This is a genomic window from Parabacteroides sp. PF5-9, from assembly GCF_029893105.1.
Lineage (GTDB): Bacteria > Bacteroidota > Bacteroidia > Bacteroidales > Tannerellaceae > JARXWG01.
This window is the reverse complement of the sequence record NZ_JARXWG010000012.1, coordinates 85,356-106,813: the sequence shown is the minus strand read 5'-3', so window position 1 is coordinate 106,813 and position 21,458 is coordinate 85,356. Positions and strand designations below refer to the sequence as shown.

At 41.7% G+C, this 21,458-nt stretch carries 11 protein-coding genes; 9 read left to right on the top strand and 2 right to left on the bottom strand.

What is annotated here, in order from left to right; all coding sequences use genetic code 11:
- The first annotated feature begins 262 nt into the window (after positions 1-262).
- The 9 genes from M2135_RS08625 (at position 263) to bglX (ending at position 18,822) form a co-directional block, all read left to right on the top strand.
- Positions 263-3,133 carry a triple tyrosine motif-containing protein gene (locus tag M2135_RS08625; RefSeq protein ID WP_280748084.1) on the top strand — a complete coding sequence of 957 codons (2,871 nt, stop codon included), beginning with the start codon at positions 263-265 and terminating at the stop codon, positions 3,131-3,133.
- Between the two features lie 255 nt (positions 3,134-3,388).
- Positions 3,389-6,430 carry a TonB-dependent receptor gene (locus M2135_RS08620; RefSeq protein WP_280748083.1) on the top strand — a complete coding sequence of 1,014 codons (3,042 nt, stop codon included), beginning with the start codon at positions 3,389-3,391 and terminating at the stop codon, positions 6,428-6,430.
- 19 nt (positions 6,431-6,449) lie between these two features.
- Positions 6,450-7,991, top strand: a complete 1,542-nt coding sequence (locus M2135_RS08615; protein ID WP_280748082.1) for a RagB/SusD family nutrient uptake outer membrane protein — start codon at positions 6,450-6,452, stop codon at positions 7,989-7,991.
- 28 nt (positions 7,992-8,019) lie between these two features.
- Positions 8,020-9,063, top strand: coding sequence for a LamG domain-containing protein (locus M2135_RS08610; RefSeq protein ID WP_280748081.1), 1,044 nt, complete (start codon positions 8,020-8,022; stop codon positions 9,061-9,063).
- 119 nt (positions 9,064-9,182) lie between these two features.
- On the top strand, positions 9,183-10,820 hold the full coding sequence (locus M2135_RS08605; protein ID WP_280748088.1) for a glucoamylase family protein: 1,638 nt from the start codon (positions 9,183-9,185) through the stop codon (positions 10,818-10,820).
- Between the two features lie 128 nt (positions 10,821-10,948).
- Positions 10,949-13,018 (top strand): glucoamylase family protein, encoded by a 2,070-nt coding sequence (locus tag M2135_RS08600; RefSeq protein ID WP_348537111.1) that lies wholly within the window; start codon positions 10,949-10,951, stop codon positions 13,016-13,018.
- A gap of 24 nt (positions 13,019-13,042) precedes the next feature.
- A complete protein-coding gene (locus M2135_RS08595) occupies positions 13,043-15,157 on the top strand; it encodes a family 43 glycosylhydrolase (protein ID WP_280748087.1) in 2,115 nt (704 codons plus the stop codon).
- Positions 15,158-15,170: 13 nt separating this feature from the next.
- Complete coding sequence (locus M2135_RS08590) at positions 15,171-16,544, top strand: glucoamylase family protein (RefSeq protein WP_280748079.1); 1,374 nt, start codon at positions 15,171-15,173, stop codon at positions 16,542-16,544.
- A 4-nt stretch (positions 16,545-16,548) separates the two neighbouring features.
- Positions 16,549-18,822, top strand: coding sequence for a beta-glucosidase BglX (gene bglX, locus M2135_RS08585; protein ID WP_280748078.1), 2,274 nt, complete (start codon positions 16,549-16,551; stop codon positions 18,820-18,822).
- 253 nt (positions 18,823-19,075) lie between these two features.
- Here the strand turns inward: bglX and M2135_RS08580 are convergent, their stop codons facing one another.
- Positions 19,076-19,918, bottom strand: coding sequence for a sugar phosphate isomerase/epimerase (locus M2135_RS08580; RefSeq protein WP_280748086.1), 843 nt, complete (start codon positions 19,916-19,918; stop codon positions 19,076-19,078).
- A gap of 60 nt (positions 19,919-19,978) precedes the next feature.
- Positions 19,979-21,457, bottom strand: coding sequence for a Gfo/Idh/MocA family oxidoreductase (locus M2135_RS08575; protein WP_280748077.1), 1,479 nt, complete (start codon positions 21,455-21,457; stop codon positions 19,979-19,981).
- Position 21,458 lies beyond the last annotated feature (1 nt).

Genomic DNA, 21,458 nt, shown 5'->3' with positions numbered 1-21,458 from the left:
TATGTTTGTAAACTCTTTTAAGGACCATGAGTGTTTTGGTCTTTTTCGAAACTTAGAAACAGTCAAACTTGACAACCAATTTTAGGACGGGACAAGGTGTAACAAAAAAGTGGATGGAATCAATATCTAAAAGAGACACGATCAGGAAAAAAAACGATTCAATCATTTCAATATGGTCTATATAAAGTGGTTTTGAAAAGCCGGAAATTCGAAGAAAAAACTATCTTTGTCATACCTTAAGATAAAAGAAACAAGCGCCTTGATGAAATCTTTTTTCCGTTTTATAATCTGTGTCGGACTGTTATTTCCTTTTATAATGAAGGCTTCAACAGTTCCGTATATACCCAAGGTCATCAATTATTCAGTCAGTGATTACAAAGCCGGCAATCAGAATTGGGCTGTAGGCCAAGGGCCGGATAGTAAGATTTATTTGGGTAATAATCGTGGACTATTGGTTTTTGACGGTATTCGGTGGCAGCTTTATCAACTGCCCCAACATACCCCTGTTCGCTCTTTATTTCTGGGAGAGGATGGGCGTGTTTATGTTGGTTCCTTTGAAGAATTTGGTTATTTTCAGGAAGATAGTGCCGGGCAATTGATCTATTTTTCATTAAAAAGCCAGGTTCAGGATCATCGTTTTTTTAACGATGAAATATGGACCATTCATGCATTTAGCGGTGATATTTATTTTCAATCTTTTTCTTCCTTTTTTATTTATGACGGAGAACATGTCAGAACAGGTACTGCGAACTATTCCCCGTTGTATTTCTTTTCTGTGGATGAGAAGATGTATGTACAGTTTATCAGAGAGGGTTTTTATCAAATGGATGAGGGAAGACGTTTTATCTCTTTGTTATCCAGAGAGCAGTTGAATGATGATAATGTGGTCGCTGTTTTGCCTTATGATGATCAATTACTGCTGGTTACAGCCCAGAATGGCCTTTATCTGTATAACAAAAGAGGCGTTCTTCGTCCTTGGAATGTTTCATCCGGCGAATTATTGAAGACAGGTATAGCAAACAGGGCCATACTAATGCCCGACTCATCTTATATTATCGGAACGATTTCGGAAGGAATCGTTGCGATCGATAAATCAGGGAATCAACTCTGGCATATTAATCGTGAAAATGGCTTAATGAACAACTCCATCTTAGGCTTGAATATTGATACTTCGGGGAATTTATGGGTGGCGATGGATAATGGCGTGTCACAGGTTCAGGTCAACTCTCCGCTTTATTTTTATGAACCGGTTGCAGCTCAGATAGGGATGGTTCATGATATGGCGATAAAAAACGATCGAATTTATCTGGGTACCAATCAAGGCGTTTATGTGTTTTCGGAAAATGATATAACCCCTCATTTAATTCCAGGAACGGAAGAGCAAACCTGGTATATTACTGATGTGGGCAATCATCTGATTGCTGGGCATAACAGGGGGACACTGTTTATTAAAGATGATCAGGCGCATTTTATCGATGGTCCGTCAGGAGGAGGTACCGATATGCGGAAAGTGATTATTCATGGGAAAGAGGTGTTGATTCAGGTCTCCTATACGTCTCTGAGTATTTTTACACAAACTGCTGAAGGGGATTGGGGCTTTAGTCATAATGTAGAAGGTTTTAATAATCTGATACGAACCCTTGAAATCGATCCGGCGGGGACGATTTGGGCCAGCCATATGTTTAAAGGACTTTATCGGATCAGTCTGGATGAAACGCTGCAAAAGGTGAAAAACGTGGAATACATCGGAAAACTGAGTGAGGATCAGGAGGAGGGTAAAATCAACGTTATGAAATTGAGAGGGCGTATTGTGTTGACGGATGGGAGTCAATTTTATACGTATGAAGATCTGTCTGATTCTATTGTGCCGTATGATGTTTTGAATGAAGATTTTCCGGAGTTGGGTGATACGTATCGGATTGTCTCGTTAAATAACGACCTGTTTTGGTTTATCCGAAATACGGAATATGTCTTGTTGAGTTATGAAGGCGGACGGTTTGTGCATCGTATGCGAATGCCTTTTTCTGTCTTTGAAAACCCGACTATAGAAGATCGCGGATATATTTATATCAGTACGAGCGGTTTATCGTATTTTTGTTTGAATGGTGGTATTGCTCTTTTTGATCCCCTACGTCTTAAAAGAGAGAGCCAGACGGAGATGATTCCGCTTTCTCTTTCGTCTGTTGAAGCGTATGACCGGTTTAATAATAATTGTATTATGCCCAATAAACCGGGTAGCGATTCGTCGGAAAATATCTCATTCCCTTTTAAATATAATACGATCACCTTTGAACTTTCTTATCCCGATTATAGCCGGTTATATGCACAGATACGCTATAAATTGGAAGGGTTTGATGAGGAATGGACGGTCGGTACGCCCGATTTTGTGAAAAGTTACTCCAATCTTCCTTACGGGAAATATGCGTTTTCGGCATTGGTCGAAAATGGTGTCGGACAGACACTGGCTGCTTTGTCTTATCCGTTTGAGATCAAACGACCATTTTATCGTTCGATAGGGGCGATAATACTTTATGTTGTATTCGGATTAGCCCTTTTCATCGTATTGATCCGGTTTTATATCAACCGGCAGATAAAAAAAGAGAACAGATCGATAGAGGAATATCGCCAGAAGCAAAAAGAAAAGCTTGAAAAACAAGAGCAACTTATCGTTCAATTAAAAAATGAACAATTGGAAAAGGAGTTGACTTATAAGAGTAAAGAGTTGGCCAGTGTAACCTTGGCTCGTATCTCACAGACCGATTTTCTGGAAGAATTGAAGAAAGAGATCCAGACTCAACAAATCTCCGGAACGTATACCAAACGTTTTTTTGAAAAGGTGATTCATATGATTGATGAGAATTTAGCCAGAGAAGGGGAGTGGGAACTCTATCAGGCAAATTTTGACCGTATTCATGAGAACTTCTTTTATAAGATCAAAGAGCGTTATCCTGATCTGACTCCGGGCGATTTACGGATGTGTGCTTTACTGCGATTGAATATGCCTACCAAGGATATGGCCAAAATGCTTAACCTTTCGGTGCGGGGAATAGAAGCAGCCCGGTATCGGCTACGTAAAAAATTGGATTTGTCTGAAGGTGAAAATCTGGTGGAATTTATGATTCGGTTTAACTAAATCATACATATTCGAACAGAAACATGCTAAATAACATAAATTACGCCTTGGTCTAATTAACAAATATAACTTCATTGTTTTCAATGTTCTAAATATTTATGACGTACTGAAAACGTATTGAAATAACACCCCTTCTTCTTGTAAAGTAGCTTTCACGTATACATTTATTTGTCATTTTTTTGAGTTAGGCGTTCATTTGCCATACAAATCAAAATTGTGTGTAAAATCAAATGTTCAACTTTAAAATTGAAATGCATGAAAGCTAAATTAATGCTTTGTTTATGCCTGCTTATGGCTACGGCATCACTGTTTGGCCAGGGCAATCTGACGGTTACCGGAGTGGTAACTGAAAAGGCCACCGGTTATCCAGCTATTGGTGTCAGTGTGCTGGTAAAAGGCACTACAAACGGAACCATAACTTCTGTTGATGGTGATTATTCGTTAACTAATGTACCTGCGAATGCAACGTTGGTCTTTAGTTATATTGGTATGTTGACTCAGGAAGTACCTGTAAATGGTCAAACGGTTGTTAACCTGTTACTTGAGGAAGATACTCAACGATTAGAAGAGGTGGTTATTATTGGTTATGGTACAAGTAAAGTGAAAGACCTTACTTCTTCCATTACGACAATCAAAACAGATGACATTATGAAAACACCAGCGAGCCAGCCGATGCAAGCTTTGCAAGGAAAGGTGCCGGGCGTTCAGATCGTTAGTAGCGGTCGTCCGGGTGCATCTCCAACGGTACGTGTGCGTGGTGTGGGATCTTATCCTAAAAAAGACAGTGATGGTAATTGGACCAATACAGAGGCTCCGTTGTATGTTGTTGACGGAGTGTTTTATGATGATATCGGCTTTTTGAACTCAGCAGATATTACCTCTATGTCGGTATTGAAAGATGCTTCTGCAGCAGCTATTTATGGGGTGCGTGCAGCGAATGGGGTTATTTTGATTGAAACAAAATCGGGTCAGTTCGACCGGAAAGCAGAAGTGACCATGGATGCTTATTATGGGGTGCAGGTTGCTCAGAACGTATTAAAAATGGCCAATACGGAACAGTTTGTCACCATGGCTATGGAATCGGGTTCTGCAACAGATATGAGCAATATCGAAAAAGCGATGCTTCGTTACGGACGTAGCCGCCTCAATCCGAATCTGCCTGATGTCAATACCGACTGGTATGATGAGGTGATACGTTCGGCAGCCATCCAGAACTATAGTTTTGATGTATCGGGTGGTAGTTCTACGGTTTCTTACTCTTTTGGTGGCAACTATTTTGCTCAGGAAGGTATATTGGATATGAAAAACCAATATGAAAGATATAACTTCCGTTCGAAAATCGACTTTAAAGCAACCAGTTGGTTGAAAATGGGTGGAAACATGATCTGGAGTCAGTCTATACAATATCCGGAGAAAAAAGAAGCATGGAAAGCGGCTTACCATGCCATTCCGATCTTACCGATTTATGATGAATCTAATACGGCGGCAACTCCTATCAATTATGCCAATGCACAAGACATGGGTTATAGAGGTTCTCAAAACCCGTTTATTGATATGGCGTTCTCGGACAACAAAAATATCACGAAGAAGTTATTAGCGAATTTTTATGCTGAAGCAACGTTGATTCCGAATAAACTGGTCTTTAAAACGACGTACAACCAGGCGTATACGAACCTGAGAGAACGTGAAGCTCTTCTGGCTTATTACCTGGGTGATAACGCACAGCGTAAAGATGCTTCGTTGGTTAAGAAACATAAAACCTATTCGGATGTAACCTGGGATAACCTGTTGACCTATACGGATACATTTGGTGATCATAACCTGACCGTTATGGGGGGTACTTCTTTCCGTGACGAATCGTATGATTTACTGCAGGCAAAAGGGTTGAACTTCCCTACAGGACAGAAACAATCCTGGTATCTGGATCAGGCCGAAACAATTGTAACGGATGATGTTAAAGATGGTGGTCTGCGTCAGTATGGAATGTCGTATTTCGGACGTGTCTCTTATAACTATGCCAACAGATACCTGTTGTATGCAACAATGCGTGCTGACGGTAGTTCAAAATATCAGGAAAAATGGGGTTATTTCCCAACTGTAGGTGCCGGTTGGGTACTGACAGAAGAAGCTTTCCTGAGAGATAACAAATTTGTAGATTATTTGAAACTGCGTGCCAGCTGGGGACAACTGGGTAACGATAAGATTCAGGCCAGTGACGGTGCATTAACAACCACAGTAGAAACAACAGCTATTAATGATGTATTGACATCTGGTGCCATTGTTTCCGGTGTTTATTCTTCACTCAGCTGGGAAAGAACGGAAGAGACAAATGTCGGTTTGACAGCTAACTTCTTGAATAATAGATTAAGTCTGGATGCCGACTATTATATCCGTGATACTAAAAAGGCGGCAATTGATGTCAATATCCCGGCTGTAGGAGGTACTGTGATTAAGAATGTGGGTGTTGTTAGAAACTCAGGTTTTGAAATGGCACTGAATTGGGATGATGCTATCTCAAGTGATTTCAGATATAATATTGGTGTAAATATCTCTACATTGAAAAATGAAGTACGCGACCTGTACGGACAACCATATGTTGATGGTGGTAGTGCAGAATTCCGTCAACGTTCGATTGTCGGAGAGCCTTTATTGGCATTCTATGGTTATGAAGTAGCCGGTGTTTATCAGACTCCAGAAGAAGTTGCAGCTGATCCTGTAGCGGTAGCAAACGGATTAGTCCCGGGTGATTTCAAATACAGAGATACCAATAAAGATGGAAATATCGATGACGACGACCGTGTAGTACTCGGTTCTTATTTCCCAACATTTATGTACGGTGTCAATCTGGGTGCCAGCTATAAAGACTTTGATTTGTCTGTCAATATCATGGGGCAGACAGGAAACAAAATCCTGAACCGTAAACGTGGTGAATATATCTGGACAAACGATACCAATATCGATGCTGATCTGGCAAAGAACCGTTGGCATGGTGAAGGAACAAGTAACTCTTATCCCTCTTCAGCCGGTTTAAGAAAAGGTTGGAACCAGAAAATGAGTGACTTCTATGTCGAAGATGGTTCATTCTTCCGTATTCAGAATATTCAGTTGGGATATAATATCAGAAACAAACGCTGGTTTGGTTACAATATGCCGACGATGCGTGTAACACTGACAGCCGACCGTCCATTGACCGTATTCAAATACAACGGATTTAATCCTGAAGTTGCTGATGGAATCGATACACAGACCTATCCGATACCTGCAACATATACCATCGGCTTAAATGTTAAATTCTAATCATTTAATAAGAGAAAATATGAAACTGATAAATAAATATATAACGCTTGCTTTCACGGCCACTATGCTATTGCCGACAGTAGCTTGTCATGATTTGCTGGATGAACCTGCCGAAAACAAGACATTTACCGAAGAAACGGATTATGCGCAATCTGGAAATATGATCCAGCCACTGATCGGAGCCTATGCTAGGTTCTACAATGCAGGTTGGGAAACTTACCCGCTGATTTCCGTAAGAGGGGATGATGTGAATGCCGGTGGTTTAGGTGACCAGCAGGATTATGATGCAACAGATAATTTCAAGTATAACAAGGATTATTGGATGTACAACTCTTTATGGCAAGGGTTTTACAGTAATGTATTGGATGCATATTCAGCAGCCAACCAGATCAATCTATACCGTGAAGCTGGGGCAAGCGATCAGTTAGCTGATCAGTATGTAGCTGAAACGAAAACGATCGCATCATTTCTGTTGTTTAACCTCTCACGTGTATGGGGCGATATCCTGATTCCGCAAAGTTATGATCCGACAGATCTGTTGAATCAGGAATTATCTACAAGAGAAGAGGTGATGCGTCATATCTCAAGTGAGATGGCTGAAGCTGCAAAAGTATTGCCGGATATGAATCCGAATCAACGTACAGATATCAGAGGTGGTGTGACTAAATATACCGCATTGGCGATTAAAGCATTGGCTGATTTGGAGTTGAACGATTATCAAGCGGTAGCAAGTGCAACCGGTGAAATTATCAATTCAGGTAAATTTGTGCTTGAATCTGATTTTTATGAATTATTCAAAACCAAGGGTAAGTTGAATAGTGAGAATCTGTTGGAATGGCAATATTCTGACTTCGGCCAAGGTTCGGGAGATAGTAAAAGTTACTTGTGGGGATTCTTTGGCCCACAAAACTGGACACCTAAAGTAGCCGGTATTGGCGGTGGTTGGGGATTCTATGAACCCAGCTTTAAATATATCAAATTTATGCTTGACAGAGGTGAGGTTTCCCGTCTGCAGACAAGTGTGATGTTCACCGATCGTGGTATTGCAGAACTTAAAAAAGATTCCAAATATGCCAAATTGCCTAATTGGATATCCAATACTACTCCTTCGGGGGATGTTGTTAATGATTATGCACGTGCTTACTTCGCAAGTGGTAAACATTATATGCCGAGTGATCAGTTTACTCCCGGTCGTACAGATTACGGGTCAAATAAGAATATGCCGTGTATCCGTTATGCCGAAATTCTGTTGATGTATGCAGAAGCACTGACAAATGGCGCATCCGGTTCAGGTATGAGTGCTGATGATGCGGTGAATCTCGTTCGCACAAGAGCAGGTCTGGGTAAATTATCCGGTGTCACCAACCAACAGGTAATGGACGAAAAATTCGCAGAACTGGCAATGGAGTGGGGTACGCGTTATTACGACATGGTACGTCTTGGAAAGGTGGATGAGTTAAGCTATGACGGCAGAGTATTTAATATGAATCTGAGATTCCTACCTTATCCGCAGAATCAGGTGGATCAGCTTCCTGCACTGAAAGGTGATAAAAATGAATAATGTACGGAATATTAAAAAGAGAAAATAAATGAAAACATTAAAATATATTTTCGTATCCATGCTGGCTGTTTTTGCCGTAGCATGTAATGATGGAATCGATTCGATCTCCCGTGTTGATCCGGGACCGGATGAAACGGCACCGGTAGTAAAGATTCTTTATCCGTTGGAAGGTACTTTGATCCAGGTCACGGAAGCAGTTACTTCGATTAATATACAGGTAGATGGTGTAGACGATATTGAACTGGAGTCTATAGCGATCAGTCTGGATGGGGCAGAAATTGCCAAGTTTACCGAATTTAAAGATTATCGTCATGGTATTGTTTCTTATCTCTATGATAAGTTGACAGATGGAAAACATACGATAAGTGCTACTGCCAAAGATTTGTCCGGTAAAATAACGACAGAATCTGTTTCGTTTGAAAAAGTAGAGGCGTACAGTCCTAAATTTGATGGTGAAATATTCTATATGCCGTTTAATGGTGATTATATGGATCTGGTAAGCATTAAGAATGCAACTGCTGTAGGAAGTCCTTCTTTTGCAGATGGTAAATCAGGAAAAGGATATGTAGGAGCGACAGATGGTTATCTGACTTTCCCGACAGCAGGTCTTTTAGGTTCAGAATTCAGTGCTACTTTCTGGTATAAATTGAATAGTACACCTGACCGCGCAGGTATCCTGACCATTGGTCCGGCTGATACCAGCAGAGAGAAAGGGTTCAGATTCTTCCGTGAAAGTGGAAATGACGGCCAGACATTCAAGTTGAATGTAGGTGACGGAGCAGCAGAAAGTTGGTTTGACGGAGGAGCAACGGCTACATTAACTACATCAGATTGGGTACATATCGCATTCACAATTTCAAATTCGGAATGTGTGGTGTATTTCAACGGAGAACCTGTTTGTCAAAATGCCTTTACTGGTGTGAGTTGGGATACTTGTGATATCCTCTCTATCGGATCAGGTGCGCCAAGATTTACAGAATGGAGTCACTTGTCTGATCTGAGCGTAATGGATGAATTACGTCTATTCAATAAAGCGTTGACTTCTGAGGAGATCAAGGCTGTTATGAAATAATTCTCAATCAATCAATAAACAGAGCCTCTGTGATATGAAAAGCAGAGGCTCTGTATCTTTCTACATTTAACATCTATATATTGAAAAGTCTGTTATCATATTTCTTTTTGCCGGTTCTGATGTTGCTGATAGGATGCAGTGACGGAGAAAAGAATGACCCGGTTCCTCAGCCTTCGGATGTTCCGCTTACCTGCCAGATGTTGACGGTAAACGGATTATCCGGAACTTCCCAGTATAAGGAAGTCAGTCGGGATCCTGTTATTGAACTGTTCTTTTCTACGGTGGTGGATCATTCTACTGTTTCGCAGGCCATCAAACTGACAGATAAAGATAACCGGCCAATCACGTTGACCTTTTCTTACGGAAAAAATGATAGTTTACTCGTTCTTCGACCAACAGGTTTATTGGATTGGCTGTCAAAATATACATTAACGGTCTCGTCCGACCTTAGGTCACAAAGCGGTTATTCTTTGGCAATGCCTGTTTCTATTAGTCTGATTACGGCATTGGATTCAACAGATAAATACTCTATTGTAGCTGATGAAGAGTTATTGACATTGGTACAAAAACAAACATTCCGGTATTTCTGGGATTTTGGTCATCCGGTGAGCGGTATGGCCCGTGAACGAAGTACATCCGGTGATGTGGTAACAACCGGGGGAACCGGATTTGGTATAATGGCAATGCTTGTAGCTGTCGAAAGAGGATTTATAGCAAGAGCGGAAGCTGCCGATAGGGTATTAACGATTGCTCGTTTTCTGAAAAATGATTGTACCTCTTATCATGGAGCTTTTGCTCATTGGATCAATGGGGCAACAGGAAAAACACAACCCTTTAGTGAAAAAGATAATGGGGCAGACCTGGTAGAGACTTCTTTTTTGTTTCAGGGACTGCTGACTGCAAGACAATATTTTACAGAGAATCATGCGACTGAATCGGAACTCAGGTCTCTTATTTCCGAATTGTGGGAAGCTGTGGAGTGGAACTGGTTTTGCCGTGATAATGAAGATGTATTATACTGGCATTGGAGTCCGGATTACGGCTGGGCCATGAATCATCAGATCCGGGGGTGGAATGAATGTTTGATTACATACGTTATGGCGGCTTCATCACCTACCTATCCGATCGATAAAAAGGTGTATGATCAAGGGTGGGCCAGAAATGGAGCAATGAAAAATGGCGGAATATATTATGGTTATACGTTGCCTTTAGGCGAAGCTTACGGAGGACCGTTGTTTTTTACCCATTATTCGTTTCTTGGATTGAATCCGAAGGGATTAAAAGATAAATATGCTGATTATTGGGAGCAAAATGCAAGTCACGCTTCTATGAATTATGAATATTGCCGGAGAAACCCTTCGGGAAATTATGGATACAGTAACGATTGCTGGGGATTAACGGCAAGTGACGGGAACGGAGGATATAGTGCCCATTCACCAACCAATGATAAAGGAGTTATAGCACCAACAGCTGCTCTGTCATCTATGCCTTATACTCCGGAGGAGTCTATGGTAGCACTTCGTTTTTTCTACTATAAGCTGGGAGATAAACTTTGGAAAGATTATGGCTTTGTCGACGCCTTTAATCTGACAGCCAAATGGTATGACAGTCAGTTTCTGGCTATCGATCAGGGACCGATCATTGTCATGATAGAAAATTATCGGACAGGCTTGTTATGGAATCTATTTATGGATTGTCCAGAAATACAAGCCGGATTATCAAAATTGGAGTTTGAATATTCAAATTGTAACCTATGAAACACATGAAAAAAAATTTATTTTTAATTGCCATCTGCCTCTTCTCATTTTTCCATGGATATGGAAAAGTAAACGCAGCTCAATCATCTGAATATCTTTATGACTATATCTTTTTTGAAAATAGTTTGATGAAGGGGTTTCACTTCTATTCTAAAACCGAATATACTTCTCCGTCATGGGTAAAAAGCGCCAGACAGCATTTGCCGATAAATACAGATGTCGCTTTTAGTCCGGGAAATTCTTTGGAATTGACTTATAACTCTTTTCTCAGTGGCGATTGGTACAGTGAAATCCAATATTGTCCGGTGAGAGGGAATGATTTTTTCCGTGTACCTGATATTTTGTCGTTTCAACTTTATTCGGAAACGGATTTGAATGAGACAGCATTACCCCAAATAGCAATACGTTATAAAAACAATACCTATACTAAGCAGATAAAACTAACAGATTATATTAAAGCCGGAAAAGAGAAAACATGGCATAAAGTATCGATCCCGTTAAAAGATTTGGGTGTAGAAAATATCAATGATTCTAATATTAAGACGTTAGCAGCAATTGCCTTTTATCCGGGAGAAAGAGATGGAAAGCAATATACGCTTTATATCGATGATATGGAGTTATTACCAGTGAATCTACCCAAGGTCTCTGTTTTAAAAACTCCGGAATTAAAACAGGCAAAAGCATACGAACGACATATCGATATTGTGTGGACTCCTCAGCAGGATGAACATGTAAAATATTATCGTATTTATCGTTCATTGGACGGAACCAACTATACGCCTGTCGCTGTTCGTCGTCCGTGGCTCAACCGTTTTGCCGATTTTGTTGGCAAGACCGGCTGTAAGGCGTGGTATAAGGTGACAGCTGTTGATTACGCCCTGAATGAATCAGCTGCATCGCAGGTGGTTTCCGCAACTACTTCACCAATGACCGACGAACAGTTGTTGGATATGGTACAGGAAGCCAGTTTCCGTTATTACTGGGAAGGAACTGAACCGGAAAGCGGTCTAGCTCGTGAAAATATCCCCGGACGGAAAAACATGATCGCAACCGGAGCTTCCGGATTTGGGATTATGGCGACAATTGCTGCTGTTGAGCGTGGTTATATTACCCGTGAGGAAGCGGTAGAACGGTTTGTTCGTATCACTTCTTTCCTGGAGAAAGCGGATAAATTTCATGGTGCTGTAGCCCATTTTATTGACGGGACAACAGGTAAAACAGAGCCTTTCTTCGGACAAAGAGATAATGGAGCGGATCTGGTAGAAACATCTTTCTTGTTTCAAGGATTATTAGCCGCACATCAATATTTCAATCAGGAAACTACACAGGAAAAGCAGATACGTAAAAGTATCGATACACTATGGAAGAATATTGAATGGAACTGGTTTAAACGCTATAAAGATAGTCCATTCCTGTATTGGCACTGGTCGCCCGATCAGGAATGGATCATAAACCACCGTTTGATCGGATGGAACGAGACAATGATCACTTACCTGTTGGCCATAATGGGACCTAAACATGGTGTCTCTCCTGAAATGTATTATACCGGGTGGGCAAGCCCAAGTGAATATGCACAGGAGTATCGTATAGATTGGGGGAAAGTCACCGATGGATCGATGTATACCAATGGGAATACTTATTTTGGTGAAAAACTGAAAGTAGGAGTATCCAATGGAGGGCCTCTCTTCTTTGTCCATTATTCATATATGGGACTGAATCCTCATCAATTTACGGACAGGTATGTCAACTACTTTGAAAATAATCGGAAGATTGCTTTGATCAATTATCGTTATTGTGTGGAGAATCAAGGGAATTATGTCGGCTATGGTGAAGATTGCTGGGGTTTGACTGCCAGTGACTTTACTTGGAATTATCAGGCGCAGGAACCGATGCCTCACCGGGATAATGGAACAATCGCACCGACAGGTGCATTGGCCTCTTTCCCTTATACGCCCGAAGAGTCGATGCGAGCATTGAAGAATTATTACCGCAATTTTGGTGAGTTCCTTTGGGGCGAATACGGTTTCCGTGATGCGTGTAACCTGACGGTGAACTGGTGTTCTCCATTGTTTATGGGATTGAATCAGGCGCCCGTAACAGTCATGATCGAGAACTATCGTTCGGGTTTGATCTGGAATTTGTTTATGAGTCATCCGGATGTTAAAAAAGGGATAGAGAAAATAGAAGTATTAAAATAGAAAATAGATTTCAAGGTGAAAAGAATGGTTAGGTTTTTTAAGTTGATAATCACATCGTTTTTTCTCTGTGTCTGTCATTTATTGCAGGCACAGGGAAGCGATGGTGATTCGATCATTGTCGTAAAGGGGCAGGTCAGTGATTATTATATCACAATTTCGAAAGAGCGTATAATTGAAGGAACCGTGACCGGTCCCGACGGGAAACCATTGGAAGGAGCAACAGTCATGTTTACGGCAAGTCCGGTACATTATAATACTGATGCTGACGGGTATTTCCGTGTAAAAGCCAGTAAGTATGATCATGAACTCTTTGTTTATTATCCGGGAATGAAGTATACTTATCATACATTTACGGAGAAAGAGACGAAAATAAATATCCGGATGCAGAAGGGAGATCCGGTTATTATAGATCGCGGACCAGGACGGGCGACCCGTTGGTTTGATCCGGCAAATGATAGGCCTTCTACTTACTGTAATCCAACCAATATTAGCTACAGTTTCAGGGCTGCTCTTCCTGATCTGGTCAAGAACGGATCATTTCGTTCGACAGCTGATCCTATGATCGTAGTATATAAGGATGAATATTTCCTCTTTTCAACCAATCAGAGCGGTTTCTATTATTCTAAAGATCTGAGTTCATGGGAATATGTCTATGCAGGTCTCAATCGTTATCATGAAGACGATGATCATTGTGCGCCAGCCGCTTTTGTGCGTGGTGATACGTTGTTTTATACCGGATCGACTTATAATGGTTTGCCGATTTGGTATAGTACGAATCCTAAAAGCGGAAAATTCAAACGTTATGTGGAGAAAACCGATCTGCCCAGCTGGGATCCGGCATTTCTGGAAGATGAAGACGGGCGTCTTTATCTCTATTATGGCTCAAGTAACGAATATGCATTAAAAGGCGTAGAGCTCGACCCATATACTTTTCATCCGATCAGTAAAATAGAGAATATCATGATGCTCGAACCGGATAAACATGGCTGGGAACGATTCGGCATGAATAATGACGATAGTACGACACTGGCTCCGTTTACCGAAGGAGCGTTCGTCAATAAATACAATGGGAAATACTATTTCCAGTACGGAGCGCCGGGAACGGAGTTTAAAGTATATGCCGATGGTGTATATGTTTCTGATCATCCGTTAGGACCATATACATATCAGAAACATAATCCGATGAGTTATAAACCGGGAGGCTTTGTTCAGGGAGCAGGGCATGGCGGTTCATTTGAAGATGTTTATGGTAATTACTGGCATGTGGCAACCTGTATGCTTTCGTTGAAATACAAATTTGAACGACGAATCGGTATTTATCCGACAGGATTTGACAAGGATGGTGTAATGTATTCCAATACAGCATTCGGAGATTATCCATTATACGCATCTAAAAAGAAATTTGTGGATATCAGTAATGAAAATACATTTACAGGTTGGATGTTGCTCTCTTATAATAAGCCGGTAACAGCCTCTTCGGTCGATAGTACGCTTGTTCCTGCCAATGCTGTGGATGAAAGTATGCGCACATTCTGGTCGGCCGGTAGTGGTGATGCCGGAGAATGGCTGCAAATAGATCTGGAAGAGCAAAAAGAGGTCAGAGCCATACAATTGAATTTCTATGATCATAGAGCCGTTCAGTTTACCCGGGCAAATGATATCTATCATCAATACCGGATTTATCATTCTATAGATGGTAAAGAGTGGGAATTAGTTGTTGATAAAGGAGATAATGATAAAGATGTACCTCATGATTATATCGAATTGCGTGAACCATTAAACACCCGTTATCTGAAGGTCGTGAATAAGCATATGGCTGCAGGTCATTTTGCCTTATCCGGTTTCCGTGTCTTTGGAAAGGCACAGGGAGATAAGCCTACGGCTGTACGTGATTTCAAAGTTGCACGTTCCAAAGAAGATTCGAGAAACGCGATCATCTCCTGGAAACCGGTAGAGAAGGCCTATGCCTATAATATTTATTATGGGACAGCACCGGATAAGTTATACAATACGATTATGGTGATTGATGATAATTCGTATGATTTCAGAGGATTAGATGCAGGTACGACTTATTATTTCGCTATAGAGGCTTTAGGGGAAAGTGGTCGGTCGGAATTCAGTAAAACAATTAAACAATAAATATCTAAAAGCTATGAACACCAATATCCGAATCGTTTTTTTTACTCTTTGTATCAGTATGACCTTGCTATCTTGTCATCAAACCAAAAAGAGTGAAGTATCAACGGGTAAGAAAGTGAGTGATTGTCCGCAAAAATTTCAGTCGGATGACGAATTTCTTGATTATATCCAGAAAGCACATTTTAATTATATGTGGGAAGGAGCAGAGCCGACTTCCGGTTTAGCATGCGAACGTATCCATATGGATGGGGATTATCCGGAAAATGATGCGGATGTAATCACAACAGGAGGAAGTGGCTTTGGTATAGCAGGCTTACTGGTGGGGATAGAACGTCAGTTTATTACCCGGGAAGAAGGCGTGGAACGTTTATACCGTATTGTCGATTATCTGGAGAAAGCTGATCGTTTTCATGGGGTATGGCCACACTGGCTGCATGGGCCAACGGGCAAGGTGAAACCTTTCGGAAAAAAAGACAATGGCGGGGATCTGGTTGAGAGTGCCTTTCTGATGCAGAGTTTATTGTGTGTCCGGCAATATTTTGCAAACGGAACCGAGCGTGAGCAAGTGCTGTCTGCAAAAATCGATCAGTTATGGCGGGAAATGGAGTGGAACTGGTATCAGAACGGACAGGATGTGCTTTACTGGCACTGGAGTCCGGAATATGCCTGGGAGATGAATTTTCCATTGGAAGGGTATAATGAATGTCTGATCACTTATATTCTGGCAGCATCTTCACCGACTTATCCGATACCGGCATCAGCCTATCATAACGGATGGGCTCGCAAAGGAGCGATTAAAAGCGATGCGGTAGCCTATGATTTACCACTGATTTTGAAACATAATTATGCCGAAGAGTATGGAGGTCCTTTGTTCTGGGCACATTACTCTTATATCGGGCTGGATCCACGTGGATTAGTCGATGAATACGCTAATTATTGGGATGTGAATTGCAATCAGGCATTGATAAACTATAAATATTGTGTGGAGAACCCGAACCGTTTTAAAGGGTATAGTGATTCGTGCTGGGGGCTTACAGCGAGTTATTCGGTCAATGGGTATCATGCACACGCACCGATGCATAATGATCCGGGAGTTATTACACCGACAGCCGCTTTGAGTAGTTATCCGTATACACCTGAAGAATCGGCTAAAGCCTTAAAAAACTTTTATTTCAACCTGGGCGATAGTATCTGGGGGAAATATGGATTTTATGATGCCTTTAGCATTGAACATAACTGGTATCCCAAACGTTATCTGGCCATAGACCAATGTACAATAGCACCAATGATTGAAAATTATAGAACCGGATTGCTATGGCGTTTGTTTATGAGTTGTCCTGAGGTACAGGAAGGATTAAAAAAGTTAGGTTTTACAAGGAATACGTAAATTTATGTGCAAAAAGATTTTGACGGCCGGTATAATAGTAACTGTTATATTGGCCTCTTGTCAGCGCTCGTCGGTGACAGGTTGGAGCAGTTTTAGTGGCGATAAGGATATCGAACGTCGGGTCGATTCGGTATTGCAGTTGATGACGTTGGAAGAAAAGATCGGGCAGATGGCTCAGTTTTCGGCCAATTGGGATATTACCGGTCCGGTGATGTCGGACGATTTTGAACCTTATCTGAAAAAAGGATTGGTAGGTAGTCTGTTCAATGTTTATACCGTTGATGGAGTACGCCGGATGCAGGAAATGGCTTTGGCTGAAAGTCGACTGAAAATACCCGTACTGTTTGGTTATGATGTCATACATGGTTTCCGCACAATTTTTCCAATGCCATTAGCCGAATCATGTTCGTGGGATCTCGAGCGTATGCAGCGCAGTGCGGAGATTGCAGCTGCCGAAGCGAGTGCAGAGGGTATTCACTGGACATTTGCGCCGATGGTGGACATAGGCCGTGATGCACGTTGGGGACGTGTGATGGAAGGGGCAGGGGAGGATCCTTATCTCGGAAGTCAGATTGCCAAAGTACGTGTGGAAGGTTTTCAGGGAGGAGATAACTGGCGTTCGCTGGGAGAACTTCATACCGTATTGGCGTGTTGCAAACATTTTGCGGCCTACGGTGCATCCGAAGCGGGACGGGATTATAATCCGGCAGAACTATCTCATAATACGTTGATGAATTACTATATGCCGCCTTATGAAGCGGCTAATCAAGCGGGAGTGGCTACTTATATGGCCTCTTTTAATGAAATCAATGGTGTTCCGGCAACAGGTAATAAATGGCTGATGACCGATTTGTTACGCGATCAATGGGATTTCCGGGGTTTTGTTGTGACCGATTACACCGGTATTAATGAAATGGTGGCACATGGTGTTGCAGCAGATGAGAAAGGTGCAGGAGAATTAGCCGCCAATGCAGGCATCGAGATGGATATGACCGGTGCCGTGTTTAGCAAATACCTGTTGGAATCTGTCCAAGAAGGAAAGGTGTCTGAAGAAACGATCGATCTGGCCGTCTGTCGTATCCTGGAAATGAAATTTATTCTCGGTTTGTTTGATGACCCTTATCGTTATCTGGATAATGAACGCGAGAAAAATACGATTATGAAACCTGAATTTCTTCAGGAAGCCCGTGAATCGGCTGCTCGTGCTATGGTCTTATTGAAGAATGAAAAGGCCTTTTTCCCGATCTCAAAGGATAAAAATATAACTGTCGCTTTGATCGGGCCAATGGTCAAAGATAAGATCAATCAGAATGGTGAGTGGGCCGGACAGGGAAATCGGGAGCAAAGTATCTCTCTGTTTGAAGGACTGACCGAAAAATATGTTGGAACGAATGTGAAGTTTATTTATGCCGAAGGATGCGATCTGTTGACGAACGATCAGAGTAAATTCAACGAAGCAATTGCCGTGGCACGCCGTGCAGATATTGTATTAGCAGCGATGGGTGAAGATTTCAACTGGAGTGGTGAAGCAGCCTGTCGTACAAATATACAGTTGCCTGGCGTTCAGCAAACACTGTTGAAAGAACTGAAAAAGACCGGTAAACCAGTCGGTTTGGTATTGGTCAATGGCCGTCCGTTGGATCTGTCATGGGAGGATGAAAACGTTGATGCTATCTTGGAAGCATGGTATCTTGGAACGATGGCCGGACACGGAATGGCAGATGTGATCAGCGGCGATTATAATCCTTCGGGAAGACTAACCATGTCGTTCCCACGCAATGTCGGTCAAATCCCTATTTATTATAATCACAAAAATACGGGACGCCCATTGCCACCGGAAGCACCAGAGACTGATTATAAATCGTCTTATCTCGACGTACCGGTTACTCCTTTGTACCCTTTTGGTTATGGGTTGAGTTATACGACGTTTGAAGTGAGTGATGTCAAGCTAAATACGAATACATTCTCGAAAGGAGGAGAGATCAATGTCACCGCGAATGTGAAGAATACAGGCACGCGTGACGGTGAAGTCGTTGTTCAGTTGTATATCCGTGATCTTGTTGGCAGTGTGACGCGACCGGTAAAAGAACTGAAGGGCTTTGATAAGATCGCATTAAAAGCGGGAGGGCAAAAAGAAGTCTCTTTCCGTATTGACGAAAAATCGATCGCTTTTTATGGGATAGATGGCATACGTAGAGCAGAAACCGGTGATTTCCATTTGTGGGTGGGACTGAACTCGGCGGATGAATCGAATCTGAATACATTCTCTTTTAAGTAATTAGGTGGAGATGTTGCGATTCGATTGAAAAGAAAAATTCATTCGACAATTGTCAAACGATCGTTACACAATTGTCGAATGATCGTTTGATAATTATAAAAAAATCGTTTGACAACTATCAAACGATTTTTTGTTTATGTTTTGACATGAATTTGATCTAAAGATTTAATCTTCAGATTGAACGCATTTTTCTTAAACTCACGTAATGTTATGATCGTATGATCCTATCAATTTTTGAAACTCATGTTGGCTATTAGTTCCTGACACTTTCAAAGAATTTCAGGCTCTTTTCAATATCATCGATTTGTGAATCGGAAAAGTTTTCATATTCAATAGAAATAAGTCCGTCAAACTGTTGCTTTTTCAACTCTTCTACAGCCTCTTTTACCGGAAGAATACCGGTCCCCCATGTTGTATCCTCCAGGTCGGAACTCAAATCCTTCAAATGAACCACTTTGATTCTGCCATCGAATTTTCGAAGTGTTTCGATCGGGTCGAAACCTGAACGTTTCCAATGACCTATATCGGCACAAACACCCATAATCGGATGACGTCCTTCCAATGCTTTTACCAACACATTCGGATCGGCGTATACGGAAGGATCGGGATGGTTGTGAATGGCTACTTCGATCTGATATTTTAAAGCCATCTGTTCGACAAAGTCCAGATGTTCCAATTTGGGCTCGCAGGTAACGGTATGGATACCCATCTCTTTTGAAAACGTGAAGAATTTTTCCCAATCTTCAATGGTGTCGTAAAAAGCAACGCCAAAACTATAGGGTTTGATACCTCGTTTTTCGAACTCCTTTTTTAGCTGTTCTTTTTGTGTTTGTGACAGGTCGTAATTCAGATAAGTCTCTTTTCCGAAACTGTCACCTAATTCCTGAAAGAAGAACGCTTCGGCATAATCTAATCCTAACTCTTTGGTTTTATCCAATGTCTCCATAAGGGTGAATTTATGGAAGGTATAAGTTTGGATCCCGATTTTGCAGTCAAGCTTTGAATGATTGGTCTCTTCTACTTGTTTGTTTTTTGTCTGGCAAGCAGTAAAACCTAAAACAGATGTGATGAGAAATAGATAAATATATTTCATGATAAGTCATTTATTGATAAGAAAAAGGGCTGAAGTAACCTTCAACCCCTTATTTATATTCTTTTAAGGCATCGCAGGCAAAGACCATCCTTCCCTGTAATTGTGTTTGATATATTCTGCGACAGCTTCCTGTGCATTGAACTTCGCATATTCAATATCAGAATATGGATGACCGTCAATAACCTGGAATTTGTTTTTAGAAATAATCCTTAATTCATCAGTTGGTGAGATGTTTGTAAAGCGCATATTCTCACCATCCCATTTCAGAATTTTTCTCAGACTTTGCAAACGAATAGCCAATACGCCTAGTAATACCATTTCGTTGAATGGGCCTGCGTAGGCAAAATTACCAGTCGTTTCAATGCGGCTCTGAGGGGATTCTTTGCAGGCACGTACCCAGTCTTGTTCATGGTAACCATCGTGATAGCCGGTTGCACCCGGTACACGGCGTAGTGTCTGTGGTACATTAGGAACTCTTCCGGAAAGTAAACGAGGATTGTATCCGCCACATTCGGTAAGAATCGAGTCTTTAGATCCGACAAATAAACATCCGCCTAATCCATCACGCATTAAATCAGTACCGTCGGGCAATAGATCCGGACGATTGGGGAATAATCCGCCATCATACCAATGTACCTTTACTTGCGGCATAGCTACTTTTGCCAGGTTGTCTCTTTGAGGGAAACGGAATTCTACCATTTCAGACTGAGGGGGTGATTCTACATTAATCATAGACGAACTACCTTGTATCTGATCAGGGTATCCTAATTTAAGCGCCTGATAGATTGGGTCAAGCACATGACATCCCATATCTCCGAATGCTCCGGTTCCGAAATCCCAGAAACCACGCCAGTTCCATGGCGTATACGACGGATGATAGGGACGGAAATTTGCAGGGCCAATAAATAAATCCCAGTCAAGAGTAGAAGGGACTTTTACTTTCCCGGTCGGACGATCGAGCCCCTGTGGCCATATCGGTCGGTCGGTCCATGCATGTACTTCCCGGACTTCTCCAATTTCACCATTCCATATCCATTCACACAATTGACGAACACCATCTCCGGAATTACCCTGATGTCCCATCTGAGTGGCCACTTTATGTTTTGCCGCTAATCGGGTCAATAAGCGACTTTCATAGATCGAATGTGTTAATGGCTTCTGACAATAGACATGCTTATCCATTGTTAACGCCGTAGCTGCAATAGCCGCATGCGTATGGTCGGGAGTCGCAACCATTACACCATCAATGTCTTTACCCATCTCATCGAACATCCTGCGCCAGTCTTTGTATTTCTTTGCATTCGGAAATTCTTTGAAGCAATGATCGGCATATTTCCAATCTACATCACATAGGCCGATGATGTTTTCGGTATTCATACCCACCAGATTCGGATGACCTTTTCCCCCGATTCCGATACCAACGATATTCAGTTTATCACTGGGTGTTTTGTGTCCAAGTCCACTGACGACATGCGAGGGTAATATGGATAGCCCGGCAACAGCCAATGCTGATTTTTTGATAAAATCCCGTCTTGAATTCATG